General features: G+C 68.7%; 21 protein-coding genes. 13 read left to right on the top strand and 8 right to left on the bottom strand.

Going from position 1 to position 24,579, the window contains the following annotated elements; all coding sequences use genetic code 11:
• Positions 1-99: 99 nt before the first annotated feature.
• Positions 100-660, bottom strand: coding sequence for a DUF3817 domain-containing protein (locus JOE55_RS00085; protein WP_239546314.1), 561 nt, complete (start codon positions 658-660; stop codon positions 100-102).
• A 156-nt stretch (positions 661-816) separates the two neighbouring features.
• Between JOE55_RS00085 and JOE55_RS00090 the strand changes: the two genes are divergently transcribed.
• From JOE55_RS00090 to JOE55_RS00140, 11 genes are all read left to right on the top strand, one after another.
• Positions 817-1,911 (top strand): App1 family protein, encoded by a 1,095-nt coding sequence (locus tag JOE55_RS00090; RefSeq protein ID WP_204781629.1) that lies wholly within the window; start codon positions 817-819, stop codon positions 1,909-1,911.
• 43 nt (positions 1,912-1,954) lie between these two features.
• Positions 1,955-3,487, top strand: coding sequence for an aldehyde dehydrogenase family protein (locus JOE55_RS00095; protein WP_204781630.1), 1,533 nt, complete (start codon positions 1,955-1,957; stop codon positions 3,485-3,487).
• Positions 3,488-3,513: 26 nt separating this feature from the next.
• The gene (locus tag JOE55_RS00100; RefSeq protein WP_420870996.1) at positions 3,514-4,134 is read left to right on the top strand and encodes an isocitrate/isopropylmalate family dehydrogenase; all 621 of its coding nucleotides are present in this window, start codon (positions 3,514-3,516) and stop codon (positions 4,132-4,134) included.
• 54 nt (positions 4,135-4,188) lie between these two features.
• A complete protein-coding gene (locus JOE55_RS00105; RefSeq protein ID WP_204781631.1) occupies positions 4,189-5,331 on the top strand; it encodes a glycerate kinase in 1,143 nt (380 codons plus the stop codon).
• Positions 5,332-5,728: 397 nt separating this feature from the next.
• Positions 5,729-5,965 carry a glutaredoxin-like protein NrdH gene (gene nrdH, locus JOE55_RS00110; protein WP_006213334.1) on the top strand — a complete coding sequence of 79 codons (237 nt, stop codon included), beginning with the start codon at positions 5,729-5,731 and terminating at the stop codon, positions 5,963-5,965.
• Positions 5,966-6,163: 198 nt separating this feature from the next.
• Positions 6,164-6,601 carry a class Ib ribonucleoside-diphosphate reductase assembly flavoprotein NrdI gene (gene nrdI, locus JOE55_RS00115; protein WP_051452798.1) on the top strand — a complete coding sequence of 146 codons (438 nt, stop codon included), beginning with the start codon at positions 6,164-6,166 and terminating at the stop codon, positions 6,599-6,601.
• 74 nt (positions 6,602-6,675) lie between these two features.
• Positions 6,676-8,781, top strand: coding sequence for a class 1b ribonucleoside-diphosphate reductase subunit alpha (nrdE, locus tag JOE55_RS00120; protein ID WP_051452797.1), 2,106 nt, complete (start codon positions 6,676-6,678; stop codon positions 8,779-8,781).
• Between the two features lie 61 nt (positions 8,782-8,842).
• Positions 8,843-9,820 carry a class 1b ribonucleoside-diphosphate reductase subunit beta gene (gene nrdF / locus JOE55_RS00125; RefSeq protein WP_204783147.1) on the top strand — a complete coding sequence of 326 codons (978 nt, stop codon included), beginning with the start codon at positions 8,843-8,845 and terminating at the stop codon, positions 9,818-9,820.
• Between the two features lie 302 nt (positions 9,821-10,122).
• On the top strand, positions 10,123-11,052 hold the full coding sequence (locus tag JOE55_RS00130) for a GNAT family N-acetyltransferase (protein WP_204781632.1): 930 nt from the start codon (positions 10,123-10,125) through the stop codon (positions 11,050-11,052).
• Between the two features lie 189 nt (positions 11,053-11,241).
• The gene (locus tag JOE55_RS00135) at positions 11,242-12,444 is read left to right on the top strand and encodes a M20 metallopeptidase family protein (RefSeq protein WP_204781633.1); all 1,203 of its coding nucleotides are present in this window, start codon (positions 11,242-11,244) and stop codon (positions 12,442-12,444) included.
• Positions 12,445-12,487: 43 nt separating this feature from the next.
• Positions 12,488-13,777 carry an MFS transporter gene (locus JOE55_RS00140; protein WP_204781634.1) on the top strand — a complete coding sequence of 430 codons (1,290 nt, stop codon included), beginning with the start codon at positions 12,488-12,490 and terminating at the stop codon, positions 13,775-13,777.
• 94 nt (positions 13,778-13,871) lie between these two features.
• Here the strand turns inward: JOE55_RS00140 and JOE55_RS00145 are convergent, their stop codons facing one another.
• Positions 13,872-14,789 carry a dihydrodipicolinate synthase family protein gene (locus JOE55_RS00145; RefSeq protein ID WP_204781635.1) on the bottom strand — a complete coding sequence of 306 codons (918 nt, stop codon included), beginning with the start codon at positions 14,787-14,789 and terminating at the stop codon, positions 13,872-13,874.
• On the bottom strand, positions 14,786-15,376 hold the full coding sequence (locus JOE55_RS00150) for a B3/B4 domain-containing protein (protein ID WP_239546316.1): 591 nt from the start codon (positions 15,374-15,376) through the stop codon (positions 14,786-14,788). Before JOE55_RS00150 ends, JOE55_RS00145 begins: the two co-directional genes overlap by 4 nt.
• 142 nt (positions 15,377-15,518) lie before the next feature.
• Between JOE55_RS00150 and JOE55_RS00155 the strand changes: the two genes are divergently transcribed.
• Positions 15,519-16,901, top strand: a complete 1,383-nt coding sequence (locus JOE55_RS00155; RefSeq protein WP_204781636.1) for a DUF4832 domain-containing protein — start codon at positions 15,519-15,521, stop codon at positions 16,899-16,901.
• On the opposite strand, the gene JOE55_RS00160 is transcribed toward JOE55_RS00155, so the two are convergent.
• From JOE55_RS00160 to JOE55_RS00180, 5 genes are all read right to left on the bottom strand, one after another.
• Entirely contained in the window at positions 16,888-18,114 is a 1,227-nt protein-coding gene (locus JOE55_RS00160; protein WP_338125377.1) for an NAD(P)-binding domain-containing protein, read from the bottom strand. The genes JOE55_RS00155 and JOE55_RS00160 overlap by 14 nt on opposite strands.
• A gap of 54 nt (positions 18,115-18,168) precedes the next feature.
• Positions 18,169-20,496: an AAA family ATPase gene (locus tag JOE55_RS00165; RefSeq protein ID WP_204781637.1), complete on the bottom strand. Its 2,328-nt coding sequence runs from the start codon at positions 20,494-20,496 to the stop codon at positions 18,169-18,171.
• Between the two features lie 39 nt (positions 20,497-20,535).
• Positions 20,536-21,234, bottom strand: a complete 699-nt coding sequence (locus JOE55_RS00170) for a hypothetical protein (protein WP_204781638.1) — start codon at positions 21,232-21,234, stop codon at positions 20,536-20,538.
• Between the two features lie 144 nt (positions 21,235-21,378).
• A complete protein-coding gene (locus tag JOE55_RS00175; protein ID WP_204781639.1) occupies positions 21,379-22,389 on the bottom strand; it encodes an IS481 family transposase in 1,011 nt (336 codons plus the stop codon).
• Between the two features lie 160 nt (positions 22,390-22,549).
• Positions 22,550-22,960 (bottom strand): SIR2 family NAD-dependent protein deacylase, encoded by a 411-nt coding sequence (locus JOE55_RS00180; RefSeq protein ID WP_162230386.1) that lies wholly within the window; start codon positions 22,958-22,960, stop codon positions 22,550-22,552.
• A 194-nt stretch (positions 22,961-23,154) separates the two neighbouring features.
• On the opposite strand from JOE55_RS00180, the gene JOE55_RS00185 reads away from it, so the two are divergent.
• Positions 23,155-24,555: an MFS transporter gene (locus tag JOE55_RS00185; protein WP_085108723.1), complete on the top strand. Its 1,401-nt coding sequence runs from the start codon at positions 23,155-23,157 to the stop codon at positions 24,553-24,555.
• Positions 24,556-24,579: the final 24 nt, after the last annotated feature.

Below are 24,579 nucleotides of genomic sequence, written 5' to 3' on the forward strand. Positions count from 1 at the left end.
GCTATGAAGCAGATCACTCAGTCGGGACGGGCAACTTGCCGCCACGCGAAGAGGCGCCCGGCCGGTGAGGGTCGGGCGCCTCTGCTGCGCTGGATCGGATCACTCCGGGGAGACCTCCACGGGCGGACCCATGGCCAGCAGGGTCAGGTAGAGAGCCACCACCACGACGACGACCACGACCGTCGAGACCACCGGATGCCGCAGCAGGGCGGCCAGCAACTTCTCGAGCGGTCCGCGCGCGGGCTCGTCGCCGTCGTTCCCGCCGCGCAGGCGCCAGCGGTGGGGGAGCAGACCGCGGCGCAGGGCCCGGCGCTCCACCGGGATCGTGGCGTAGGGGATCACGGCGCTGAACAGGGCGAGCAGCCCGTCGGTCACGGACCAGCGGGCGTCGATCCACACGATCACGACGACCGCGCAGTAGCTCAGGAACACGAAGCCGTGGATGCCGCCGCCCACGGAGACCGGCCAGTCGCCCAGATGCAGCGCGTACTTGCCGATCATCCCCAGGATCAGCAGCGTCCAGGTCACCGCCTCGGCCAGCGCCAGGACGCGGAAGAGCCGGTGCGGCGTGATGGGGTCCGCGTGCGGCGAAGACGCGGCGGGGGCCGTCATGGGGCCGGTGCTCGGACCGGTGGTGCGGAGGTTCGGGTCGCTCGACATGCCCCCATTGCACCGCATCAGGCTGGACGCGTCCTCCAGGCGCCGCCGGGGAGCGGGCGCCGCATCACAGCCCGCGCAGCCGACGGCTGCGGCACGACGACGGCTGGGCCGTCGTCGTGCGTGGTGAGCCTGGAGGGCTGTGCCAGACTGAGCGCCATGTCGCAGACCCGTCCGGAACAGGACCAGCAGCCCGTCGACCTGGCCACCGATCTGCTCCAGACCATGGATCAGGTCACGCAGGATGCACTGAACTTCGGGTACCGGATCGAGCAGGGCTTCACCCAGTTCCGGCAGCGCAGTGCGGAGCGGCGCGGGGATCGACCCGTCATGGTCGCCTTCGACTGCTACGGAACCACCGACCACGTGCGCATCCTGGGCCGTGCCCTCTACAAGACGCACGGGCCGGAGGACCCCACCGCCGAGGACGAGACCTCGATCCGCGGCTGGCGCTCCTTCACCTCGATCCCCATCAGCTTCGCCCACGTGGATGTCGAGATCGAGGGCGTGCAGTTCCGGCTGGTGGCGGACAAGGGCGGGGTGATCGATGCCGACGTGGAGATCAACCTGGAGCCCGGCGTGCACACCGCGCGGCTGCGCACCGCCGGCTCGGCCTGGGCCACCTCCCGGATCTGGGTGGTCGACGACTCCCAGCGCATCGGCGTGGTCTCCGATATCGACGACACCGTCATGGTCACCGCCCTGCCGCGGCCCATGCTGGCGGCCTGGAACTCTTTCGTGCTCAACGAGCACGCCCGCGACGCCACCCCCGGCATGCCGGTGCTGCTGGAGCGCCTGCGCCGCCGCCACCGCGGCCTGCCCTTCATCTACCTCTCGACCGGGGCCTGGAACGTGGCGCCCACGCTGCGCCGCTTCCTGAGCCGCAACGCCTACCCGCCCGGAACGCTGCTGCTCACCGACTGGGGACCCACCACGGATCGCTGGTTCCGCTCGGGGCCCCGGCACAAGGTCGAGAACCTCGAGCAGCTGGCCCGCGAGTTCCCGCACATGAAGTGGATCCTGATCGGCGACGACGGCCAGCACGACCCGGAGATCTACGGGGGCTTCGCGCAGCGCTACCCGCAGAACGTGGCCGCCGTCGTGATCCGCACGCTCTCGCCCACCGAGGCCGTGCTGGCCTCCGGTCGCCTGCTCACCGCCGACGGCCCCGAGCTGCCGGAGGGGATCCCGCTGATCCGCGCGAACGACGGTGCCTCGATCTCGGAGCAGCTCGAGGAGCACGGGCTGCTCTGAGGCAGGACGCTGTGCTGTCGGGGAGGGCCTCTACCGTGGACCTATGACCGAGCGAGGCACCCAGTCCGAGTCCCTGCCCACGGCCCCGTCGTTCCGGCGGCGCGAGCCGCAGCTCAGCGCGGTCGAGGATCTGCCCGCAGACAGCGCCCGGCAGATCGATCGCCTCGTGGAGCGCACTCAGGCGGCCTTCAGCGCCCCGGCGCCGCTCGAGCTGCGGCTGGAGCGCCTGGACCGGCTCGAGCGCGTGCTGACCGGGCACCGTGAGGCGCTGCAGGCGGCGCTGGCCCAGGACCTGGGCAAGTCGCAGACCGAGTCCGAGCTCACCGAGATCGGCGTGACGCTCACCGAGCTGCGCCACGTCCGTCGCAGCCTGGCCTCCTGGATGGCGCCGCGGTCCGTGGGATCGGCTGCGGTGCTGAGTCCCTCCAGCGGCTGGGTCCAGGCGCAGCCCCTGGGCACCGTGCTGATCATCGCTCCGTGGAACTACCCGGTGCAGCTGCTGCTGTCTCCGCTGGTGGGCGCGCTCGCGGCCGGGAACACCGCGGTGGTCAAGCCCTCCGAGCACACCCCTCACGTGTCCCAGGCGCTGAGCCGGGCCCTGGAGCAGGAGCTGCCCGACTGCGTGGGCGTGGTCCAAGGCGGTGTCCCGGAGACCACGCGGCTGCTGCAGCACCGCTTCGACCACCTCTTCTTCACGGGCAACTCCGCTGTGGGGCGCGTGGTCATGCGGGCCGCAGCCGAGCACCTCACGCCCGTGACGCTGGAGCTCGGCGGCAAGTCGCCCGTGTGGATCGATGCCACCGTCGATCTGCCGGCAGCCGCCCGGCGCCTGGCCTGGGCCAAGCTGGTCAACGCCGGGCAGACCTGTGTGGCCCCGGACTACGTCATGGGCCCGGCCAGCGTGTTGGAGCAGCTCGTGCCGCTGGTCACGGAGGCCATCCGCGAGTTCTATGGCGAGGATCCGAAGTCCAGCCCGTCCTACGGGCGGATCGTGAGCTCGCGGCACCTGCAGCGCCTGACGCAGCTGCTCGAGCGGGTGCCGGAAGCGGACGTCCTGGCCGGCGGGCGCCACGACCTCGAGGACCGGTACCTGGAGCCCACGATCGTGCGCAGCGCACCGGGCGGTCCGCTCATGGAGCAGGAGATCTTCGGGCCCGTCCTGCCGCTCGTGGCGGTGGAGGACCACGGCCAGGCGATCGACTTCGTGCGGGCCGGAGAAAAGCCGTTGGCGCTCTACGTCATGAGCCGCGACGAGCAGGTGCGCGCCGACTTCAGCGAGCGGACCTCCTCCGGCGGCATGACCTTCGAGGCCCCCATGGTCCATCTCATCCACCCGCAGCTGCCCTTCGGCGGCGTGGGCGATTCCGGCATGGGCGCCTATCACGGGCGCGCCAGTTTCGACACGTTCAGCCACCACCGCTCGGTGCTGGCCAAGCCCCTGAGCCCGGAGACCCTCAGCGTCACCTTCCCGCCGTACAGCGGCGCGCGGGCCTGGGCAGCGCGACAGCTCATGTCCGCGCCCACGCCGTCCGAGCTGGTGCGTCGTCTGCGCGGCCGCCGCTGCACATCTCGCTGATCAGCCGCACCGCCGATCTGACTCCGCTGGCCGTCGCCTTCCTGGGCCATGCCCGCGAGCACGCTCGTGAGGAGAGCCCGGACGGAAAGGTCTCCTCGGTGACCAAGTCGAACGCCCAGCAGTACGGCATGGTCCTGTGGGACGAGGTCTTCCAGCGCGTGGCCGCCGAGTACCCGGACGTGGCGAACGAGTCGGTGCTGGTGGATGCCATGAGCGCCAAGTTCATCCTGCACCCGGAGGACCTCTCGGTCGTGGTGGCCTCGAACCTCAACGCCGACATCCTCTCGGACCTGGGCTCGGCGCTCGCGGGCAGTCTCGGCCTGGCCGCCAGTGCCAACCTCAACCCGGAGCGGCGCTTCCCGTCGATGTTCGAGCCGGTCCACGGCTCCGCTCCGGATATCGCCGGTCAGGAGATCTCCAATCCGATCGGTGCGATCGCCTCCGCGGCGCTGATGCTCGACCAGTTCGGCCTCTCCGATCAGGCGCGCCGCCTGGAGGCCGCGATCGAGGCCACGGCGGGGGCCGGCCACCTGACCCGCGACATCGGCGGCACGAGTTCGACGGACGAGGTCACGCAGGCGATCATCGAGGCACTGGCCAGCGCGCAGCCCAAGCCCGAGGCCGACGCCGCCTACGAGACGGTCTGAGCCGCACCCACCGGATCTGCCGCCGACCGCACCACTGAGAACCGAGGTCCCCTCATGCCATCGCCGAACGTGCTCATCGCTCCGGACAAGTTCAAGGGCAGCCTGACCGCCCGCGAGGTGGCCGCTGCGCTGGCTGAGGGGATCCGGGCCGTCGTGCCGCGGGCGCAGGTGCGCGAGCTGCCTCTGGCCGACGGCGGCGACGGCAGCGTGGAGGCCGGCCTCTCGGCGGGCTTCGCCGCGCATGAGGCGCCTGTGACGGGCCCGCTCGGGGATCCGGCTGTCACCGCCATCGCTCTGCGGGAGGCCACCGCGATCGTGGAGGCGGCCACCACGAGCGGGCTGCAGATGGTGCCCGACGACCGCCGCGATGCCGGTGCGGCGAGCAGTCGCGGCCTGGGGGAGGCGGTGCGTGCGGCGCTCGAGCTCGGCGCCGAGCGCATCGTCCTGGCCCTGGGCGGGAGCGCCTCGACCGACGGCGGCATCGGCATGCTCACCGCGCTGGGGTGGCGATTCCTGGACGCCGACGGCGCCCCCGTGGACCCCAGCGGCCTGGGGCTGGCGGAGATCCGTCGGATCGAGGCGACGGGCGCGGTGGATCTCACGGGCATCGAGCTCGTGGCCGCCAGCGATGTCCAGAACCCCCTGCTCGGCTCCGACGGCGCCGCCGCGGTCTACGCACCGCAGAAGGGCGCGGACCCGCAGGAGGTCCAGCAGCTCGAATCCGGCCTGCAGCACCTGGTCCGGCAGCTGGCTGAGATCCGCCCCGATGCCGCTGAGCTGGCCGAGCGCCCGGCTGCGGGTGCCGCCGGCGGGCTCGGGTTCGCGGCCATGCTGCTCGGGGCCCGGATCGCCTCCGGCGCGGATCACTTCCTGGACCTGCTGGGCTTCGACCGCGCCGCGGCCGGCTGCGATCTGGTGATCACCGGTGAGGGCCGGATCGACCGCCAGACCCTGTCCGGCAAGCTGCCGGCCGTCGTCGCCCGTCGGGCCGCCCCGGCACGGGTGGAGGCCGTCGTGGGGCACAACGCCCTGGGCTCGGAGGCCGCCCCGGAGGCGGGCATCGCGCGCATCCGCTCGCTGAGCGAGCGCACACAGGCCGACTGCGCGCACGACAGCGAGCTGTCCCGGGCGCTGCTGGTCGAGATCGGCCGGGAGATCGGGGCGGAGCTGGCGGAAGGGGCCGATCAGGTCCGATGACGTCATGACACGCCGCGCGGCAAGAGATTTCGCCGGTGCACAGGCTGCTCGAAGGGGGCGTCCCCAGGTGTGGATGACGCCCCCTTCGTCACGCCCGAAGCGCGTGGGGACGCGGTCCGCAGCGGCTGGTGAGGACACCCGGTCTGTGGACATCCTGGGGAGGGGGCCCGATGGTGACGAATCTGACCGTCACACATCATCTTGGGGTCGTGCCGAGGGTGCGGCACTAGATGTAGTATCTCTATCCAGCGCAGGAAACAGAGCGGCCCGGATGACGCGGACCGATCGGAGCCCCCGAAACGGCGGTCCTGCACCGAGCACCGGCACCAGCCGGAGGCCTCGGAGCGGCTCTTCTCACCACGCCACTCACCCCCATGAACAGGAAGGGATCACCGACATGTCAGTGACCGTCTACAGCAAGCCCTCCTGCGTCCAGTGCAACGCCACCTACCGTGCGCTCGCCAAGAAGGGCATCGACTACAGCGTCGTCGATGTGACCGAGGACCAGGCCGCCTACGAGCACGTCGTGAGCCTGGGCTACCAGCAGGTCCCGGTCGTGGAGACCGGTGAGGACCACTGGTCCGGCTACCGCCCGGACATGATCTCCCAGCTCGCGGTGCGCGTCTCCGCCTGAAGCTCTCCGACCACGACGGCCGGACCGCGCGGCGCTCGTCTCCCGAGAGGGGGATCGGTGCCCGGTCCGGCCGTCGAGCACCATGGTCGCCCCCGCACCCCGGCTCGTCCGGGACCCGTCGTACCGCTTGAGAAGTGAGTGACTGCCTTGTCCGCACTCATCGCTGATCTGCGCCGCGCGGCCGCTGAGCGCGACCGGCTGGCCGCCGAGACCACCGATCGCACGTCGCCGAGCTCGGGCGACCCCCTCGTCGTCTACTTCTCGTCGATCTCGGGCAACACGCACAAGTTCATCGAGAAGCTCAGCGCCCGCTCGCTGCGCCTGCCGCTGCGCACCCACGAGGAGGCCCCCGTCGTCCGGGAGCCCTACGTGCTGGCTGTGCCCACCTACGGCCGCCCCGGCGGCTCGGGGGCAGTGCCCCCGCAAGTCGTGAAGTTCCTCAACCTCGAGGAGAACCGCCGTCAGCTGCGCGGGGTCCTGGGGGCCGGCAACACCAACTTCGGCGAGCATTTCTGCCTCGCCGCCCAGAAGATCGCCGTCAAGTGCGATGCCCCGCTGCTCTACCGATTCGAGCTGATGGGCACCGAGCAGGACGTCGCCAATGTGAACGAAGGACTGATGAAGCTGTGGCAGTGACCACCCATACCTCCCACGCCGGCGTCTCCGGCTGGGGCCACGAAGATCCCAAGGTCCCCGAGAAGTTCCGCGGCATGGGCTATCACGAGCTCAACGCCGTGCTGAACCTGTACGACGCCGACGGCAACATCCAGTTCGACGCCGATCGCCACGCCGTGCGCCAGTACTTCCTGCAGCACGTCAACGAGAACACCGTCTTCTTCCACGACCTGAAGGAGAAGCTCGACTACCTGGTGGAGCACCAGTACTACGAGCCCGAGGTCCTCGAGAAGTACGACTTCGAGTTCGTGAAGAAGCTGTCCAAGCTCGCCTACGGGCACAAGTTCCGCTTCAAGACGTTCCTGGGCGCGTTCAAGTACTACACCTCGTACACGCTCAAGACCTTCGACGGCCAGCGCTACCTCGAGCGCTTCGAGGACCGCGTGGTCATGGTCGCGCTCTACCTGGCCGACGGCGACCGCGAGCTGGCCGAGCACCTGGTGGAGGAGATCATCTCCGGGCGCTTCCAGCCGGCGACCCCCACGTTCCTGAACGCGGGCAAGAAGCAGCGCGGCGAGATGGTCTCGTGCTTCCTGCTGCGCATCGAGGACAACATGGAGTCGATCGGCCGTTCGATCAACTCCGCACTTCAGCTGTCCAAGCGCGGCGGCGGCGTGGCGTTCGCGCTGACCAACATCCGCGAGTCCGGTGCCCCGATCAAGAAGATCCAGAACCAGTCCTCGGGCATCATCCCCGTCATGAAGCTGCTGGAGGACTCGTTCTCCTACGCCAATCAGCTCGGGGCTCGCCAGGGCGCCGGTGCGGTCTACCTGCACGCGCACCACCCGGACATCAACAAGTTCCTGGACACCAAGCGCGAGAACGCGGATGAGAAGATTCGCATCAAGACCCTGTCGCTGGGCGTCGTCATTCCGGACATCACGTTCGAGCTGGCCAAGAACAACCAGGACATGTACCTGTTCTCGCCCTACGACGTCGAGCGCGTCTACGGCATGCCGTTCTCGGACGTCAACGTCACCGAGAAGTACCACGAGATGGTCGACGACGCCCGGATCACCAAGACCAAGATCAAGGCGCGCGACTTCTTCCAGACCCTGGCGGAGGTCCAGTTCGAGTCGGGCTACCCGTACGTGATGTTCGAGGACACGGTCAACAAGGCCAACCCCATCGAGGGCAAGATCATCATGTCCAACCTGTGCTCCGAGATCCTGCAGGTCTCAGAGCCCTCCACGTACCACGACGACCTCACCTACGAGACGGTGGGCAAGGACATCTCCTGCAACCTGGGCTCGCTGAACATCGCGCTGACCATGGACTCCCCGGACTTCGGACAGACCATCGAGACCGCCATCCGCGGACTCACCAGCGTCTCCGAGCTCTCGCGGATCGACTCGGTGCCTTCCATCCGTCGCGGCAATGAGATGTCCCACGCCGTCGGGCTGGGGCAGATGAACCTCCACGGCTACCTGGGGCGCGAGCGCATCCACTACGGCTCGGAGGAGGGTGTCGACTTCACGAACATCTACTTCTACACCGTGACCTACCACGCCGTGCGGGCCTCGATGCTGCTGGCCAAGGAACGCGGCTCCACGTTCGTGAACTTCGAGAACTCGGACTACGCGAACGGCTCGTACTTCGACAAGTACACGGAGCAGGAGTGGCTGCCGGCCACCCAGCGCGTGCGCGAGCTGTTCGCCGAGTCGCAGATCCACATCCCCACCCAGGACGACTGGCGCGAGCTGAAGGCCCAGGTGGCCGAGCACGGCATGTTCAACCAGAACCTGCAGGCCGTCCCGCCCACGGGCTCGATCTCATACATCAACCACTCGACGGCGTCGATCCACCCGATCGCCGCGCCGATCGAGATCCGCAAGGAGGGCAAGCTGGGCCGCGTCTACTACCCGGCGCCCCACATGGATCAGGACAACCTGGAGTACTTCCAGGACGCGTACGAGATCGGCTACGAGAAGATCATCGACACCTACGCCGCGGCCTCCCAGCACGTGGACCAGGGCCTGTCGCTGACGCTGTTCTTCAAGGACACCGCCACCACGCGCGAGGTCAACAAGGCGCAGATCTACGCGTGGCGCAAGGGCATCAAGACGATGTACTACTCGCGCATCCGCCAGCTCGCCCTTGAGGGCACCGAGATCGAGGGCTGCGTCTCCTGCATGCTGTGATCCGCCGGGATCCAGCGCACGACGCGCGCCGAACAGACTTGAGAGGAGACTCGCCGAGATGATGAGCGAGAAGGTGGAGCTCACCCGCCACCACGCTAAGGCCATCAACTGGAACCGCGTCCAGGACCCCAAGGACGATGAGGTCTGGGACCGGCTCACCGCCAACTTCTGGCTGCCCGAGAAGGTGCCGCTGTCCAACGACGTCCAGTCGTGGAACACGCTCACGCCTCAGGAGCAGGACCTCACCATGAAGGTCTTCACCGGGCTGACCCTGCTGGACACCATCCAGGGCACCGTGGGCGCCGTGTCACTGCTGCCGGATGCGGTGACGCTGCACGAGGAGGCCGTCTACACGAACATCGCGTTCATGGAGTCGGTGCACGCCAAGTCGTACTCGTCGATCTTCTCCACGCTGGCCTCCACCAAGATGATCGACGACGCCTTCCGGTGGTCCGAGGAGAACGAGTTCCTGCAGCGAAAGGCCGACATCGTCCTGGACCGCTATGTGGGCGATGATCCGCAGAAGAAGAAGGTGGCCTCCACGCTGCTGGAGTCCTTCCTGTTCTACTCGGGCTTCTACCTGCCCATGCACTTCTCCTCGCACGCCAAGCTGACGAACACGGCGGACCTGATCCGCCTGATCATCCGCGACGAGGCAGTGCACGGCTACTACATCGGCTACAAGTACCAGCGCGCGCTGGAGAACGAGTCGCCGGAGCGTCAGGCCGAGCTCAAGGACTACACCTACGACCTGCTCGACGAGCTCTACGAGAACGAGATCGCCTACACCGAGTCGCTCTACGACGCGGTGGGGTGGACCGAGGAGGTCAAGAAATTCCTGCACTACAACGCGAACAAGGCGCTGAACAACCTCGGCTACGAGGCCCTGTTCCCCAAGGAGATGACAGACGTCTCCCCGGCGATCCTCTCCGCGCTGTCCCCGAACGCCGATGAGAACCACGACTTCTTCTCCGGTTCCGGGTCCTCGTACGTGATCGGCAAGGCCGTGAACACGGAGGACGAGGACTGGGACTTCTGAGACCCCAGCGTTTGCATGAGGCCCGAAAAGCCTGATGGGAGGCCCGGACCTGCAGGTTTCTGCAGGTCCAGGCCTTTTTTCGTGCCTTCTCTCGATGAACAGAGGAGGACAGAGATGGACGTCAGTATCCGTACGGTAAGCACGGGGTGACGCGCCCTGGCCCAGGTGTCGTAGACGCGGCCGCGGGCGCGCGTGACAGCTCGCTCAAGCCGCTGTGCGAGTGCTCCCAGGTCTGGCGGCTTTCCCCACGCAGCCGTGAGATGCGCTCGCGCTCGGCCCCGGTGCGCGGAATGATCTGCGGCATGAGGATCGAGACGCCCACAGCGCAGCTGCTGCAGGAAACCGCCGCCATGGCGACCGCGCCCGGGATCGGGATGTCGTCCGCCCAGATCGAGAACGAGATCGCTGCCGGGCGTCTGCAGCCGCAGTGGTCACAGGTCGCCCTCGACGATGCTGGCAGAGTCATCGGCCGGGCTTTGTGGTGGGCGCGGGACCAGCAGACCCCCATCGAGCTGGACGTGTGGGATGTCATCGCCGACCACGCCGAAGCGCCAACCGTCCTCCGCGCGCTCCTGGAGCACGGCCATGCCGTCCTGGCAGCTCGCGGCATCCCCGTCCCGCTGCCGCACACCATGCGTGTCCCCGTCGCATGGCGCGACGACGCCGCCGTGGTCCACGACGTCCACACGAAGATCGCGGAAGCCGCAGGCATCGGCCTCGGTCGCCACAACGAGCGGCGGCAGTTCGAGTGGGCTCGCGGAACCTCCGTGAGCCCGCCCAGCCCGCGCCTGCGGTTCGAGCCAGCTGACGACGACACGTTCATCAGCCTCTTCGCCCGCGCCGCGCACGGCTCCCTCGACGTCATGACCCGACGCGAGCTGGCCACCACCGATGCGCTGAGCTTGGCGCGAGATGAAGTGGACTACTACCGCTCCTGCCCCGGCGAGCGGGACTGGTGGCGCTTCGCGTACGACCAGCACGGCTCCGTCGTGGGGATCGCCATCCCTTCGGCCACCCCGACGAATCGCAACGTCGGCTACCTGGCGGTCCTGCCAGAGCACCGTGGGCACGGATACGTCGATGATCTCCTCGGGTTCATCACCGCCTTCCATGCCGCCTCCGGAGCGGAGAGGATCACGGCGACCACCGACGCCGTGAACACACCCATGGCAGCAGCGTTCGAGCGGGCCGGCTATCGATGCGTCGAGACGCGAATCGACATCGAACGCTGACCGATTTCCTCAGCTCATCTCCCGCATGCGCTCTCGCTGCCGAGCGCGCATCATGATGACCGGGCACCGGCAATGGGGAGACAAGCCCTAAGCTTACTGCATCGTGATCGGTGTCACGGCAGGACGCAGGCCTCCTGGCACCCTGCCGAGAACTGCCGGGCGAGAGAGCCCCGAGGCGGAGGAGCCCAGATGTCCCGCACAGTCCAGGCGCAGGACCTCGACCTGATCGCCCTGCGTCGGGAGCTGCATCAGATCCCCGAGGTCGGGCTGCAGCTGCCGCGCACACATGCCCGGCTCCTGGCGGAGTTCGAGCATCTGCCGGTGGAGATCACCGAGGCTGCGGGCGCGTCGGGGTTCGTCGCCGTCCTGCGCGGCACCGCATCCGACCCCGCCGACGGTCGGCGCCCGATCGTGCTGCTGCGCGCGGACATGGACGCCCTGCCGGTGGCCGAGGAGACCGGCGAGGCCTTCGCCTCGACCAACGGGGCCATGCACGCCTGCGGGCACGACCTGCACATGGCTGCGATCGTCGGGGCCACCCGCAGCCTGTGCGCCCGGCGCCAGGAGCTGCACGGGGACGTCGTCTTCCTCCTGCAGGCAGGGGAGGAGGGCCACGGGGGAGCGCGGCTGGTCCTGGAGGAGGGGCTGATCAAGGCGGCTGGGCGCCGCCCGGATCATGCCTACGGCCTGCATGTCTGGTCCTCGGGGCACCCCACCGGTTCGATCCGCAGCCGCGCCGGTGCGCTGATGGCCGGGGTGGACACCTTCGACGTCCGCGTGATCGGGCGCGGCGGGCACGGCTCTGCGCCGCAGCACACGATCGACCCCATCCCGATCCTGTGCGAGATGGTCACCCAGTCCCAGGTCATGATCACCCGCCAGTTCGACGTCTTCGATCCCGTGGTGCTCACCTGCGGCGTCCTGCGCGCCGGCGAGGCGAACAACGTGATCCCGGATCAGGCGATGGCCTCCTTCTCCATGCGCACGTTCTCCCATGCCACGCGCCAGAAGATGTTCGGGGAGCTCACCCGGCTGTTCACGCACCTGGCGCAGGCGCGGGGCGCGCACTGCGAGCTGGAGGTCACCGCCTCATCGCCCACGACCCTCAACGATCCCGCCGAGGTCGACTATGTGGAGGCGGTCGTCCAGCGAGGCTTCCCGGGCCGCTGGTCGCCCATGGCGGATCCGGTGACGGCCTCGGAGGACTTCGCCTACGTGCTCGAGCAGATCCCCGGGGCCTTCGTGTTCGTCTCCGCCGTCCCGGAGGGCACCGACCCGACGACGGCGCCGTCGAACCACTCCCCGCAGGCCATCTTCGACGACTCCGTGCTCGATGACGCCGCCCGCCTGCTGGCCGAGCTGGCACTGGGCCGACTCGCTGGGTCATCCTGAACCACCACACCCTCCTTCCTCGAGAAAGCAGCAGGTGCCGTCCATGACCACCACCACCGAGCGACCCCGGCAGAGCGCCGCCCGGACGCTGATCGGAACCGGCGTCGGCAATGCCGTCGAATGGTTCGACTGGAACGTCTACGCCACCTTCGCCGTGTACTTCTCCGTCCAGCTGTTCAATCATGAGAACCCGCAGTCGGCGTTCCTGCAGACCATGGCGGTCTTCGCCGTGGGCTTCGTGGCCCGGCCCTTCGGCAGCTTCGTCTTCGGTTGGATCGGCGATCGCATCGGCCGCCGTCCGTCGCTGACGCTGGCCGTGCTGGCGGCTTCGGCGGGTTCGCTGCTGATCGCGGTGTGCCCCACCTACGACCGGATCGGCTGGCTGGCCTCGGTGCTGCTGGTGCTCGCCCGCCTCATCCAGGGCCTGGCCCACGGCGGGGAGATGCCCTCGGCCCAGACCTATCTGGCCGAGCACGCGCCCCGGGAGCGCCGCGGCCTGTTCGCCAGCGTCATCTACGTCTCCGGCACCTTCGGCCTGCTGATGGGCCTGGGGCTCGGACTGGGCCTGCAGGCCGTGCTCACCGAGGATCAGATGGCCGCCTGGGGTTGGCGCGTGCCGTTCGCGATCGGTGCCGTGCTGGGCCTCATCGCCCTGTGGATCCGCCGCTCCATGGAGGAGTCGGAGGTCTTCGAGGAGCACAGGACCCACACCCAGGCGCTGCAGATCAAGCAGGAGAACGTCTTCGTGGCCGTGCTGAAGAACTGGCCGACCGGTCTGCGGGTCATCGCGATGACTGCGGGCCTGACCGTGTCGTACTACATCTGGTCGGTGACCATGAGCTCGGTCGCTCAGACCTCGTTCGGCTACTCGCCGAGGGAGGCTTTCGAGGCCGCGCTGCTGGGCAACCTCTTCCTGATCCTGGTGCTGCCCGTGTGGGGCTGGGCCTCGGACAAGATCGGTCGACGACCGGCCATCATCATCGGCCTGCTGGGCAGCGCGGTCCTCTACCTGCCCATGATCAATCTGGTGGACGGCGGCACCATGTGGCAGCTGACGTTCGCGATCTGCGTCCAGGTGGGTCTGCTGGCCGGCTTCCTCTCCCACGCACCGGCCACGTACGCGGAGATGTTCCCCACGGGCCAGCGCACGAGCGGCTTCGGGATCTACTACGCGATCGCCATCGCGGCCTTCGGCGGCACCGCCGGCTACGTGTTCACGTGGATCGGCGACGCGCGCACGTTCGGCTTCTACGCCATCGGCCTGCTGCTGATCGCCGTGGCCACGGTCTTCTTCATGCCGGAGACCAAGGGCAAGGACCTCACGGAAGCCTGAGTCGTCCGCACCAGGGGCCTCGGCCTCCCGGGATCGCGTCTGCTCGTCGCCCCCGGGAGGCCGGGGCCTCGTGCTGTCCCCGGCGGGTCGGGTCTCAGCGGAGCCCGAGCTCAGCAATCGCCTCGGCTGTGCGCTCGCGCTGCTCAGGGCTCAACCCCAGCAGCGGCTGCGGCAGGCAGTCGCCCGGAGCCAGTCCCAGGTGCTCGGCGATCGCCGCGACCACCCGCAGGCTGCCGTGATCGGCGAACAGCTCCCACAGGGGCTCCAGGCGCTCGGAGGCGGTGAGTGCGTCCTGCGGGTGCGGGCCAGCAGCGGCGCGCATGATCTCCCGCGCTGGCTGCGGGCATGTCCCGGCGATCACCGAGTGCCACCCGTCGCAGCCGGCCAGCAGGGCGGCGGCCGCGCAGGCGTCGCCGGAAATGCCCAGGGTGACGTGCTCGGGCAGCACCGCTCGGACTGCGGCCACGCGCTCGCCGGCCGTCTCGGGGGCCATCGGCGGGATCTTGAGCGAGGCGATCCCGGGCAGCTGCGCGATCTGCGCGTAGAGCTCGAGGCTGAACGTGAAGTGCGTGGTGCCCGGGTTGTCGTAGACCACCACCGGCAGATCGGTGTGCTCGGTGACTGTGCGGTACAGCTCCAGGACCTCGCGGTCGGTGAGCGGCTGATAGGACGTCGGCGCCAGCAGCACACCGACTGCACCGGCCTCCGCAGCGGCGTCCACGTGAGTGAGGACCTGGGAGGTCCGCAGCGCGCTGGCGCCCACGATCACCGGCACCGAGCCGGCATGCTCGAGCGCCAGGCGCCCCACGCGTTCGCGCTCGGCGCTGGTCAGGTACGCGGCGCACCCTGTCGAGCCCAGAGCGGTGATCGAGTCCACGCCGGATGCGGCCAGCCGGGAGACGATGCTCGCGAATGCGTACTCATCCACGGCGTCGTCGCGCAGCGGGGTGAGCGGGAAGGCGCTGAGGCCGGTGAACGGCGATCCGGCGAGATCAGCGGCGGCACCGCTCATGAGGCGCCCAGCAGAAGTCGCTCCGTAGAGACCTCAGCCCCCAGGGCCGTCAGCGCCTCCACCAGGGCGTCGGCAGCGGCGTGGAGCTGGTCGTTGCTGACCGGGTCGAGCCCGTCGAGGATGAACAGCGCCGAGCGCGTCCGATCGCTCAGGGCGGTGCGCCGGCCCTGGCGCCAGTTCCAGCGGCGGCAGGTGACCCCAGCGTCGTCGCCCCACACGACCTCGCCCTCGTCCGGGTGCTGGATCACCATCTCGCCGCCGGAGGCGGTGTCGAACGGCTCGGTGCCGCTGGCCCGGAAGAGCCGGGCCGGACCCTGGTAGTGCTCCAGGTCCTCGCCGCCGAACGGGATCTGATGCAGCACGCAGATCGCGTTGTAGACATCGGTCAGCGCGTTGACCCGCGGCAGCCCCTTCTCGGCGGCGGAGATCAGCTCCTCGACCGCCTGCCCGCCGTCGCCGGCAGTGACCTCGGGGCTCAGACCATCGACGACCATGAGCAGCCCCCGGTAGTCGGGGCGCAGCTCGAGGACGGCGGGGTCGACGGAGCAGGCGTCGAGGAATTCGCGGGCGGGCATCTTCTGGGTCATGTCGCTCACGCTAGTCGGACCGAGTGCTTCGCCGGCCTGTCCGTGACGGGGTCGGGCCCTGCGAGTCCGGGATGATCCCGCACGCACCACTAGGCTGGTCTCGTCCGCCGGGATCCTCCCGGCATCTCGAATCGGGGTCGGGGTGAGTTCCACGCATCGTCATGGCCTTCTGGGCGCCGCAGCGGTGGTGGTCGTCGTCGCCTCGCTGATCGCAGGAGTTCCCCAGGGCCCCATGTCCAAGCAGGTCCAGCACTACGAGTCCACCGACGAGCCGATCCCCAACCCGGGGCGCGGGATGTCGCACTACACCCAGACTCGCTACGCCGAGGACGGCTCCGGGCACACGCCCCTGGACGTCTGGCAGCTGCGCCGCTGGAAGGACGAGGACCAGACCACGGTCGTCTATCGGATCGTGCTGCTTGACGGATACCGCGAGTCGGACGCGCTGCCGCAGAAGGTCATGGACGACCTGGACGCGGATCTCGACCTGCTCAACGACGAAGGCATGAAGGCGATCCTGCGCTTCGCCTACACGGAGGACGGAACGGACGACGCCACCCCGGATCGCACCGTCGCCCACATCCAGCAGCTGGTGCCGGTGCTCAATGATCACCGCGGCGTGATCCACTCGCTGCAGGCCGGCTTCGTGGGGCAGTGGGGCGAGTGGTACTACTCGGACAACTTCGCCAGCAGCGTCGACGAGCCGTGGAACCTCACCGACGACGACTGGGCGAACCGCCAGCGCGTCATGGATGCGCTGCAGGAGAGCATCGACCCGCGGATCGTGCTGCAGGTCCGCTACCCGGAGATCCATCGCCGGCTCGTGCACGAGGACCGCAGGGACCGGGTGGGCATCCACAACGACTGCTTCCTGGCCTCGGACACGGACATGGGCACCCTGGTCAACGATGACGACCGCGCCTATCTGGAGCAGGTCGCGAAGAACGTGCCCACGACGGGGGAGACCTGCGCGGTGAACCCCGGGCGCTCCGATGACGCCGAGACCGCGGTCTCCGAGCTGCAGCGCTACAGCTGGGCCGTGCTCAACGCCGACTTCAACCAGGAGGTCCTGCAGTCCTGGGGCGAGGACGACCTGGCCGAGATCCAGAAGCGACTGGGCTACCGCTATGCCCTGGCCAGCGCCTCCGCGCCGCGCGAGCTGGCGCCGGGGGAGGACGGCCAGCTCTGGCTGCAGCTGCGCAACGACGGCTACGCGGCCACCGGGCGGCATGCGGAGATCGTCCTGACCTTCTCCGACGACTCCGGCCGGATCGTGCACACCGCGCGGACCGACGTGGAGCTGGATGGCATCCGCCCGGGTGAGGAGGGCTATGTTCCGGTGCCGTTCCAGGCACCCGCCCAGACGGGGTCCTACTCCCTGGGGCTGCAGGTCCCGGATCCGGACAGCGACTCCACCACCGCGGATCTGACCAAGCCGGCCTACAGCGTGCGCCTGGCCAATGACGGCATCTGGGATTCCGAGACCGGCGTCAACGACCTGGGGATGCAGCTCACGGTCGAGTGAGGCTCTCGGTGCTGCGCACCGCGCCGAGGGCCGCCGCACGACCGGCTCGCGTGGCTCCGATGGTGGAGGCCGAGGCGCCGTAGCCCACCAGGAACAGCCCGGGCTCCCCGGCCACCGAGACGCCGTCTTCCTCCATCTGCACGCCGCCGCCGGGCTGACGCAGCCGCAGCGGCGCCAGGTGATCCAGCACTGCGCGGAAGCCTGTCGCCCACAGCACCGCATCCACCGGGGTCTCCCACGCGCTCGAACCATCCGCTTCGGACGGGTGACCGGGCAGGGCGGCGGCGGGGCGCTCCGACCGGTCCAGCAGGGCGTCGACGATCGTGCCCTGCGAAGGCAGCCCGCGACCGTCGGGCCTGGGGCCATCGAGCACGGCACCCGTCTGCGTGAGCCGCAGCAGGGGGCCCCGGGAGATCAGCGTGCCGTCGTCGATGCCGTGGCGGTACTGCTCCGTGAGCGGCAGGCCCGTCGCGGCGACCACCGACAGCGGCGGCAGGCCCGTCGTCGTGCGAGCGGAGACCGAGGCCTCCACGTCCGCGCCCCAGGACTTGTCGAAGAACCGATCCGTCCAGTCCGGCTCCCGACGGGTGCTCCACACCGTGTGCGCACCGGCGTCCTGGAGCTGCAGCAGGAACTGCAGGGCCGAGGTGCCTCCGCCCACCACCAGAACACGCTGGCCGGCGAACTCCTCCGCGGAGGCGAAGTCGCGGGTGTGCAGCTGCCGTCCCGCGAACTCCCGCATGCCGGGATAGGCGGGCCAGTGCGGTCGGTTCCAGGTGCCGGTCGCGCTGATCACCGCGTGCGCTCGCCGCACGGAGCCGTCCGAGGCGGTGACGCGGAACAGGCCGTCGTCGTCGCGCTCCACCGCGGTCGCTGCAGTCGGGCGCACGACGGGCAGTCCGAGCTCGCGCTCGTACGCCGCGTAGTAGCGGGAGACCACGCGGCTGGCCGGCTCGGTCGGATCGGGGTCGCCCAGCGGGAAGCCAGGCAGGTCGTGGATGCCGTGGGCGGCGTCGAAGGTCAGCGAGTCCCAGCGATGCCTCCAGGCGCCTCCGGGTCCGTCGTTGCCGTCAAGCACCACGAACTCCCGCCGCGGCTGCAGCCCCTTGCGCAGCAGGTGCGCCGCCGCGCTGAGTCCCGCCTGGCCGGCGCCGATGACGATGACGCGCAGGGGATCGCCCTCGGCTTGCCCCGAAGTAGATGATGTGTCCACAATCACGAAAGCGCACAGAAGGGGTGAGCTATTCCCCTGAGGCGTGCGCGGGGCTCACAGGGCGGAGATGCGCACCTGCGCAGACGCAGCGGCAGGGGTGCTGCCTGCGGGCGAGGACGTGCCGTCGGCCCAGGTCAGGAAGTCGTCGAACGCGATGATCGGCTTGCCGTACTGCGCGGCCTTCTTCGCCTTGCCGGACTGGGTGCCGAGCTCGGCGACCACCAGGGCGTCACACCGGGTCTTGGTGACGTTGGCGACGGGGGCGAGCCCGTGGGAGGCAGCCAGGCTCTCCACGTCGTAGCGGGAGAGCTCGCGCCCGTCGGCGCCGTGGGCGGTGCCCGTGAAGCAGACTCGCGCGCCGGGGGAGAGGACGTCGGACAGGTCGACGTCTGCGCCCTGGTCGCCGTCCAGGATCTGCGTGCCGAGCTGAGCCTCGATCTCCTGCAGGATCCCGTATGCCGTGGGGCTCAGCGCGGCGCGCCCGGCGGCAGCCCGCAGCGCCTCGGTCAGCGCCGCCGCACGTTCCTCGTCCGACGCATCCAGGCCGGGGGCGTGCACGAGCAGCTCGACGCCCTCGTCACCGCGCGGCATCAGGTAACCGGGGCGGTCGTCGATCGCGGGGAACGGCTCCTCGCCGGTCAGGCCACGCCGGGCGGCGATGTCCCGGGCAGCCAGTGCCCGCTCCAGCGCAGTCGGGGCGCTCAGCCGCGTGCGGTCCTCCCAGGTCAGGGAGCCGTCGTCGAGCTCGGTGCCCAGCGGCATGCGGGTCACGTGCTGGTTGCGCTTGAGCTCGAAGTCGATGCGGCTCAGCGCCTGATCCACGTGCAGCCCGATGGGGGTCCGCTCGCTGAGCAGCGGAGCCAGCGCCGCCCAGGCCTGCTCGAGCAGGGGCGCCAGCTCCACGTCGGCGGCGGTGATGCCGTAGTCGGTGCGCGCGGAGCCCAGGTCGCGGGTGGGGTTCACGAGCGTAGAGGCCTGCTGGCCGTCGTCGGTGACCACGGCCAGCTCGATCGGGCGCGGCTTCCAGCGCGAGCCCTCATCGCCCACCCAGCACACGCCGAGGTAGACGCTGCCGCGGGTCTGCAGCGCCGGTGCCTGGGAGCGCAGGAAGCGGCGGACCCGCTGATCCACGCGCAGGTCCTTGGGCAGCACGTCGCGGGTGAGGACCATGCCGTCGAGGGAGCGGCAGCGGCTCAGCGCCACGTAGAGCTGCCCGTCGGCGAAGGTGCCTCCGGTCAGGTCCACCACCACGCGGTCCAGGGTCTGGCCCTGGCTCTTGTGGATCGTGATCGCCCAGGCCAGGCGGAACGGCAGCTGGGAGAAGGTGCCTACGACCTCGTGCGTGAGCTGCCCGCCCGCCACCGACGGCCGGGTCACCTCCCACAGGTGCCGCGCCACGGTGGCACGCGAGCCGTCGGGCAGCTCGACGACGACGTAGGGCTCGCCGTCGTCGTCGAACAGCGTCTCGGTGATCTTGGCCAGGGTCCCGTTGACCCAGCGATCGGCCGGATCATTGGTCAGCAGCATGATCTGGGCGCCGGCCTTGTACTCGAGCACGTCCTCGGCCGGACGCTCCATGCCGTCGAGCTCGCCGGTGATCCGTGCGGTGGAGAAGGCGGAGTGGGCCGGGAGCCGTTCGAGCATCCGTCGGTTGCGCGCCCCGGCGATGCGGTTGGTCGTGGCCAGGGTCAGCCAGAACTCGTCCAGCGGCGGCTCGAACTCGGGGTCGGTGTGCCGGTTGAGCTCGGTGCGGGCCTCCTCGAGCAGGCCGCCGTCGCGCACGGCGTTGAGGATCTCGACCATGCGGGTGTCGTTGAGCTGGCGGAAGACCGTGGTCAGCTCCACGACCGCGAACGACGACGCCGCGTACTGGTGCCCCGAGAAGAAGAAGGGGGACTCGTAGTAGGTCTGGAAATGCTCGCGCTCCGGCTCGGTCACCACCGGCGGAAGCTGGTGCAGATCGCCGACCAGCACGAGCTGCACGCCCCCGTACGGGGTGCCCGGCTTGGGTCCGAACTGCTCGAGCGCCAGCACCAGGCAGTCGAAGAGATCGGCCCGAACCATGGAGATCTCGTCGATCACCAGGGTGTCCAGGGCCTTCAGCGTCTTCATGAACCGACCCGGCCGGTAGTCCCCGGAGCGCACCTGCTCGGGGGTGATGCCCGCCGGGAAGGAGAACAGTCGGTGCAGGGTGTACCCGCCCACGTTCAGTGCGGCGATCCCCGTGGGTGCGGCCACCACCACGGAGCGGGACGTGCTCTCCAGGAACGTGCGGATCAGCGTGGACTTGCCGGTGCCGGCGCGGCCGGTGAGGAAGACGGGGACGCCGGCATGCAGCTTCTCCAGGGCGTCGGAGAACTCGGCGGTGAGGGTGAGGGACATGCTGGACATGGTCTCAGCTGCAGCATGCCGCGGCGGTCATCAGGCCTTCCGCCGACCAGGATGTTCTGGGATGCGTTGGCGCAAGGTGGATTTCGCGTTCACCCACGCTTCCGCATCTGCCGAGACCCACTTCGCCAGGTCAAGGGCGGACGTCAGATCACACTGCAGATTTCTGCGGTGTATCGGCTCATGGTGAGCTGCGCGATTACGGGCGAACGTGAGGCTCTTCATCCGCCCGGCGACCTCTCTCTGCCGTTGCCAGAGATCCTTGGGGCCGTTCTCGAAGGCCCTGTGTGTCGCTGGAACCCAGAGCGAGGTCAAGTATCTGGACTCGACGAGGAAGCGCCAGAAGCCGAGACTGAGCTCGGCAATCACTTTGCCGTGGATCTCAGCGTCTTTGCCGTGGCGGGTTGCCCGCTGGCGGGCCTTGGAAACGTCCAAACTGGCGCGATCATCGAGAGGAGCCAGGTCGAACCAGCTGATTCCTGGGCGCTTCTTCTGCGCCCATTCCGCAAGTGCGGCGTCAATGGCATTCCTGATGATCACTTCGACCATCGAGGTGAGCTCCAGCACCGATGCAGAAGCAGACATGTTCCACTCGTACAGCTCGAACGCTCGCTGATTGCTGCCGTCAGTGTCTGCGAAATAGGAGGAGAGCCGCTCGTTGGTCAGGAGTCGGCGCAGCTCGCCGTAGTCCCACTCACGGGACGGTGGCGCGGGTGGATGAGGCGTTGACATCGCTCTCTCCTGCGGTAGAGTCTTCCGCGAAGACCCCGGAACGATCACTGGCCGTTGGCCACATCGCCGGGGTTACTTTTATGCCCGACACCGCGACTAGGCTCACGGCCTGCTGGCGCTGCTCGTGACGGAGTCACCGTGAGCCTAGTTGTAAGAGGGCATGACGTTATTGGCTCGGGCCGGGACGTGTGAGGCCGGGGGCTGATCGCCACAGGCGGTATGCGGTCGATGGTAATTGAAGTGGTTGACCCACACCCCGATCGCATCCCGTCGGGCGTGTTCGCTGGTGTAGGGGCGGGCGTAGAGCACCTCGTCGGCGAGCAGGCGGTTGTACCGCTCCACCTTGCCGTTGTGGCGCGGTGTGTAGGGGCGGATCCGCTGGTGCCGGCTCGCGAGGGCCTCGACGGTGCGAGTGAAGTCGCGGGCCTTGTAGTTGGCGCCGTTATCAGTCACGACCCGGTGCAGCCGGGTGATGCCGTGGGCGGCGAAGAAGGCCCTCGCCCGGCAGAAGAACCCGATCGTGGTCACCGCCCGTTCGTCCTCGAGGGCCTCGGTGTAGGCCAGGCGCGAGAAGCCGTCCACGGCCGAGTGCAGGTAGGTGTAGCCGACCTTCGCCCCGGGCCCCCGCTTGGCCGCCTTCGCGGCGTCGGATCCGCGGCCGTGGGCGCGCCAGCCGCCGCCGTCGGGGATCTTGCCGACCTTCTTCACGTCGAGGTGGATCATGTGTCCGGGCCAGGCGGCGCGGATCCGTCTTGGAGTCCTGCGCGAGCTCTCGCCCTCAGGGGTCAGATCCCGAAGGCGGGAAATCCCCAGCCGGTGCAGCCACCGGCCCACGGTGCGCAGACTGATCGCCACAGCGCGGTCGATCAGGTGACGATGGATGCGCCTCGCCGACCATTTGCGCTTCCGACGGAGGGTCTCGATGAGCTCCACGACCGCCGCCGGGGTGCGCGTACGGCTCTCGTGCGGGGTCGAGGGGCGGTCGACCAGCCCGGCCTCACCGTGCTGGAGGTAGCGGGTCACCCAGGTCGCCACGGTTGGTCGGGAGACGCGGAACTCGGCGGCCACGTGGGCTTTGGGGATCCCGTCGTCGAGGTGGCGCAATACCATGCGCAGCCGGCCGGTCGGTGTCAGGGGTGCGTTAACGTGGGTCATGAACGGGCTCTTTCGTGCGGATGTTTGTGTAGGAACTTCCATCCTGTGCCGAGGAGCCCGTTCCTCATCTCATCGACGCACCCGCACTAAGAACCTCATGACCCACAACAACTACATCGCCCGCAGTCTGCTCGAGACCGGCGGCTTCAGGCCCCAACTCCTACACCCTCAACTGTGAAGAGCCTGCAAAGAGGTCTCCGTGAACGTGGGCGAGAACCGTGGCCCCCGCCCGCTCGTGCAGGTCGTCGACGTTCTGGGTAGAAATCCGCAGGTCCATGTCGGGGTAAGCCTGCCATTGGGCGATCGCCAAGTGCCCGGGGTGCGGCTGGGCGCCGCGCACCAGGGATGCACGCCAGGCGTACCACGCCCAGCACTGGGCGGGGTCGTCCTCCCAGGCCTCCGGTGTCGCCAGCTCCGTGGGATCGAAACGTTCCCACAACCCGGTCTGCGCATCGCGAAAGGTCGGAACACCGGATTCGGCAGACATCCCCGCGCCGGTCAGCACGGTCACCCGCCGTGCGTTACGGGCAAGCTCGAGGATCTCGGTGGGGATCTGCTCGGGGGAGGACATGCTCCTCAGGCTAGCGCCCCACTGAGGGTTCCGGCAGGTGAGTCCGCCATGGGGATCTCGAGCGCGGACAAGCTCTCACAGGGTCGCTGGGGGCAGTGAATTATTTGTTACCCCTCTGTAACCGGCCTGGTCGGCTGGGTGAAACAGCCTGCCCGTAGGTTTCTTCGTAATGGTGACGACCGAAGGAGCCACGCATGTCACTGGATACGCGTCAACAAGGTCTGCTGGATGACCTTGACACACTCGCTGTCGATGAACCGTTACGGCACCGGCCCAACCGGTGGATCGACGGATACAACCCCGAGAACGAGACACAGTGGAATCGTGAGGGCCGGGGCATTGCCCGCCGGAACCTGAACTGGTCCATTTATGTCGAGTTCTTGGGTTTCGTGGTGTGGCAGCTTTGGTCCGTGGCCGTGGTGGCCATGCCCGCGGCCGGTTTCTCGCTGAGCACCTCGCAGCAGTTCTGGCTGATCTCGGTGCCCAGCCTCGTGGGCGCCACCATGCGTTTCCCGTACACGTTCATGGTTCCGATTTTCGGTGGCCGCATGTGGACGGTCATCTCCGCCCTGCTGCTCCTGCTGCCGGTCGTAGGCATGGGGATGTGCCTGGGCAACCCGGACACCCCGTTCGGTGTGCTGCTGGCGGTGGCCGCGCTCGCCGGTTTCGGTGGCGGCAACTTTGCCTCGTCGATGACCAACATCACCTACTACTTCCCGGCCAAGGAGAAGGGCTGGGCGCTGGGTCTGAACGCGGCCGGCGGAAACCTGGGCTCGGCCGTCGCGCAGTTCACCGTGCCGATTGTCATCACCGCCGGTGGTGTGCTGTTGACCGGTGGCCCTATGGTCAGCCTGGCCGGCTGGTTCTGGGTTCCGTTCATCCTGCTGGGTGCGGTTGGCGCGTACTACTGCATGAACAGTCTCTCCCACGCCACCGCGGACGTCAGCTCGTATCTGGCCGCCCTCAAACATGGGCAGTTGTGGGTCATCGCGGTGCTCTACATCGGTACTTTCGGGTCGTTCATGGGCTTCGCCAGTGTGTTCCCCAAGCTCATCGCGGACACGTTTCCGCAGTTCTCCGCCTTCACCATCGGCGCGGCCACACTGTCCCTGGCGTTCCTCGGCGCGCTGGTCGGTTCCCTGGCTCGTCCCTACGGTGGGAAGCTGGCCGACAAATTCGGCGGTGCCCGCCCGACGATCGCAGCGTTCGCTGTCATGGCCATCATGGCGCTGGCGATCATCGGGCTGCTGCGGCTGGGTAACTTCTGGCTGTTCCTGTTGGGCTTCCTGGTCCTCTTTATCGCCTCCGGCATGGGTAACGGTTCGACCTACCGGATGATCCCCACCGCGTTCTCGCTGGCCTACGGCGACGACCAGAAAGCCACGCGCGCCGCGGCGTCGTCGTTGGGCATCATTTCCGCGATCGGTGCCTACGGCGGGTTCCTGATCCCGCAGGTACTTCGCATCGTCCACGAGAACACGGGCGGGTACGACGGCGCATTTATCGGTTTTGCCGCCGGGTACCTGGTGCTGCTGGCCATCACGTGGGGCGTCTACGCCCGCAAGGGCACCACGTTCGGAGACGGTCGTGTCTGAATCCCTCATCACCCAAGAACCGCC

The organism is Kocuria palustris (genome assembly GCF_016907795.1).
GTDB classification, from domain to species: Bacteria; Actinomycetota; Actinomycetes; order Actinomycetales; family Micrococcaceae; genus Kocuria; species Kocuria palustris.

Bases quoted from the DNA above. Each gene is read 5' to 3' on its own strand.
- JOE55_RS00180 (WP_162230386.1), bottom strand. From the start codon at position 22,960: ATGTCCTCCCCCGAGCAGATCCCCACCGAGATCCTCGAGCTTGCCCGT.
- nrdF (WP_204783147.1), top strand. From the start codon at position 8,843: ATGAGCGAGAAGGTGGAGCTCACCCGCCACCACGCTAAGGCCATCAAC.
- JOE55_RS00170 (WP_204781638.1), bottom strand. From the start codon at position 21,234: ATGTCAACGCCTCATCCACCCGCGCCACCGTCCCGTGAGTGGGACTAC.
- JOE55_RS00130 (WP_204781632.1), top strand. From the start codon at position 10,123: ATGAGGATCGAGACGCCCACAGCGCAGCTGCTGCAGGAAACCGCCGCC.
- JOE55_RS00135 (WP_204781633.1), top strand. From the start codon at position 11,242: ATGTCCCGCACAGTCCAGGCGCAGGACCTCGACCTGATCGCCCTGCGT.
- JOE55_RS00085 (WP_239546314.1), bottom strand. From the start codon at position 660: ATGTCGAGCGACCCGAACCTCCGCACCACCGGTCCGAGCACCGGCCCC.
- JOE55_RS00140 (WP_204781634.1), top strand. From the start codon at position 12,488: ATGACCACCACCACCGAGCGACCCCGGCAGAGCGCCGCCCGGACGCTG.
- JOE55_RS00165 (WP_204781637.1), bottom strand. From the start codon at position 20,496: ATGTCCCTCACCCTCACCGCCGAGTTCTCCGACGCCCTGGAGAAGCTG.
- nrdH (WP_006213334.1), top strand. From the start codon at position 5,729: ATGTCAGTGACCGTCTACAGCAAGCCCTCCTGCGTCCAGTGCAACGCC.
- JOE55_RS00090 (WP_204781629.1), top strand. From the start codon at position 817: ATGTCGCAGACCCGTCCGGAACAGGACCAGCAGCCCGTCGACCTGGCC.
- JOE55_RS00145 (WP_204781635.1), bottom strand. From the start codon at position 14,789: ATGAGCGGTGCCGCCGCTGATCTCGCCGGATCGCCGTTCACCGGCCTC.
- nrdE (WP_051452797.1), top strand. From the start codon at position 6,676: ATGGGCTATCACGAGCTCAACGCCGTGCTGAACCTGTACGACGCCGAC.
- JOE55_RS00150 (WP_239546316.1), bottom strand. From the start codon at position 15,376: ATGACCCAGAAGATGCCCGCCCGCGAATTCCTCGACGCCTGCTCCGTC.
- JOE55_RS00185 (WP_085108723.1), top strand. From the start codon at position 23,155: ATGTCACTGGATACGCGTCAACAAGGTCTGCTGGATGACCTTGACACA.
- JOE55_RS00105 (WP_204781631.1), top strand. From the start codon at position 4,189: ATGCCATCGCCGAACGTGCTCATCGCTCCGGACAAGTTCAAGGGCAGC.
- JOE55_RS00175 (WP_204781639.1), bottom strand. From the start codon at position 22,389: ATGACCCACGTTAACGCACCCCTGACACCGACCGGCCGGCTGCGCATG.
- JOE55_RS00095 (WP_204781630.1), top strand. From the start codon at position 1,955: ATGACCGAGCGAGGCACCCAGTCCGAGTCCCTGCCCACGGCCCCGTCG.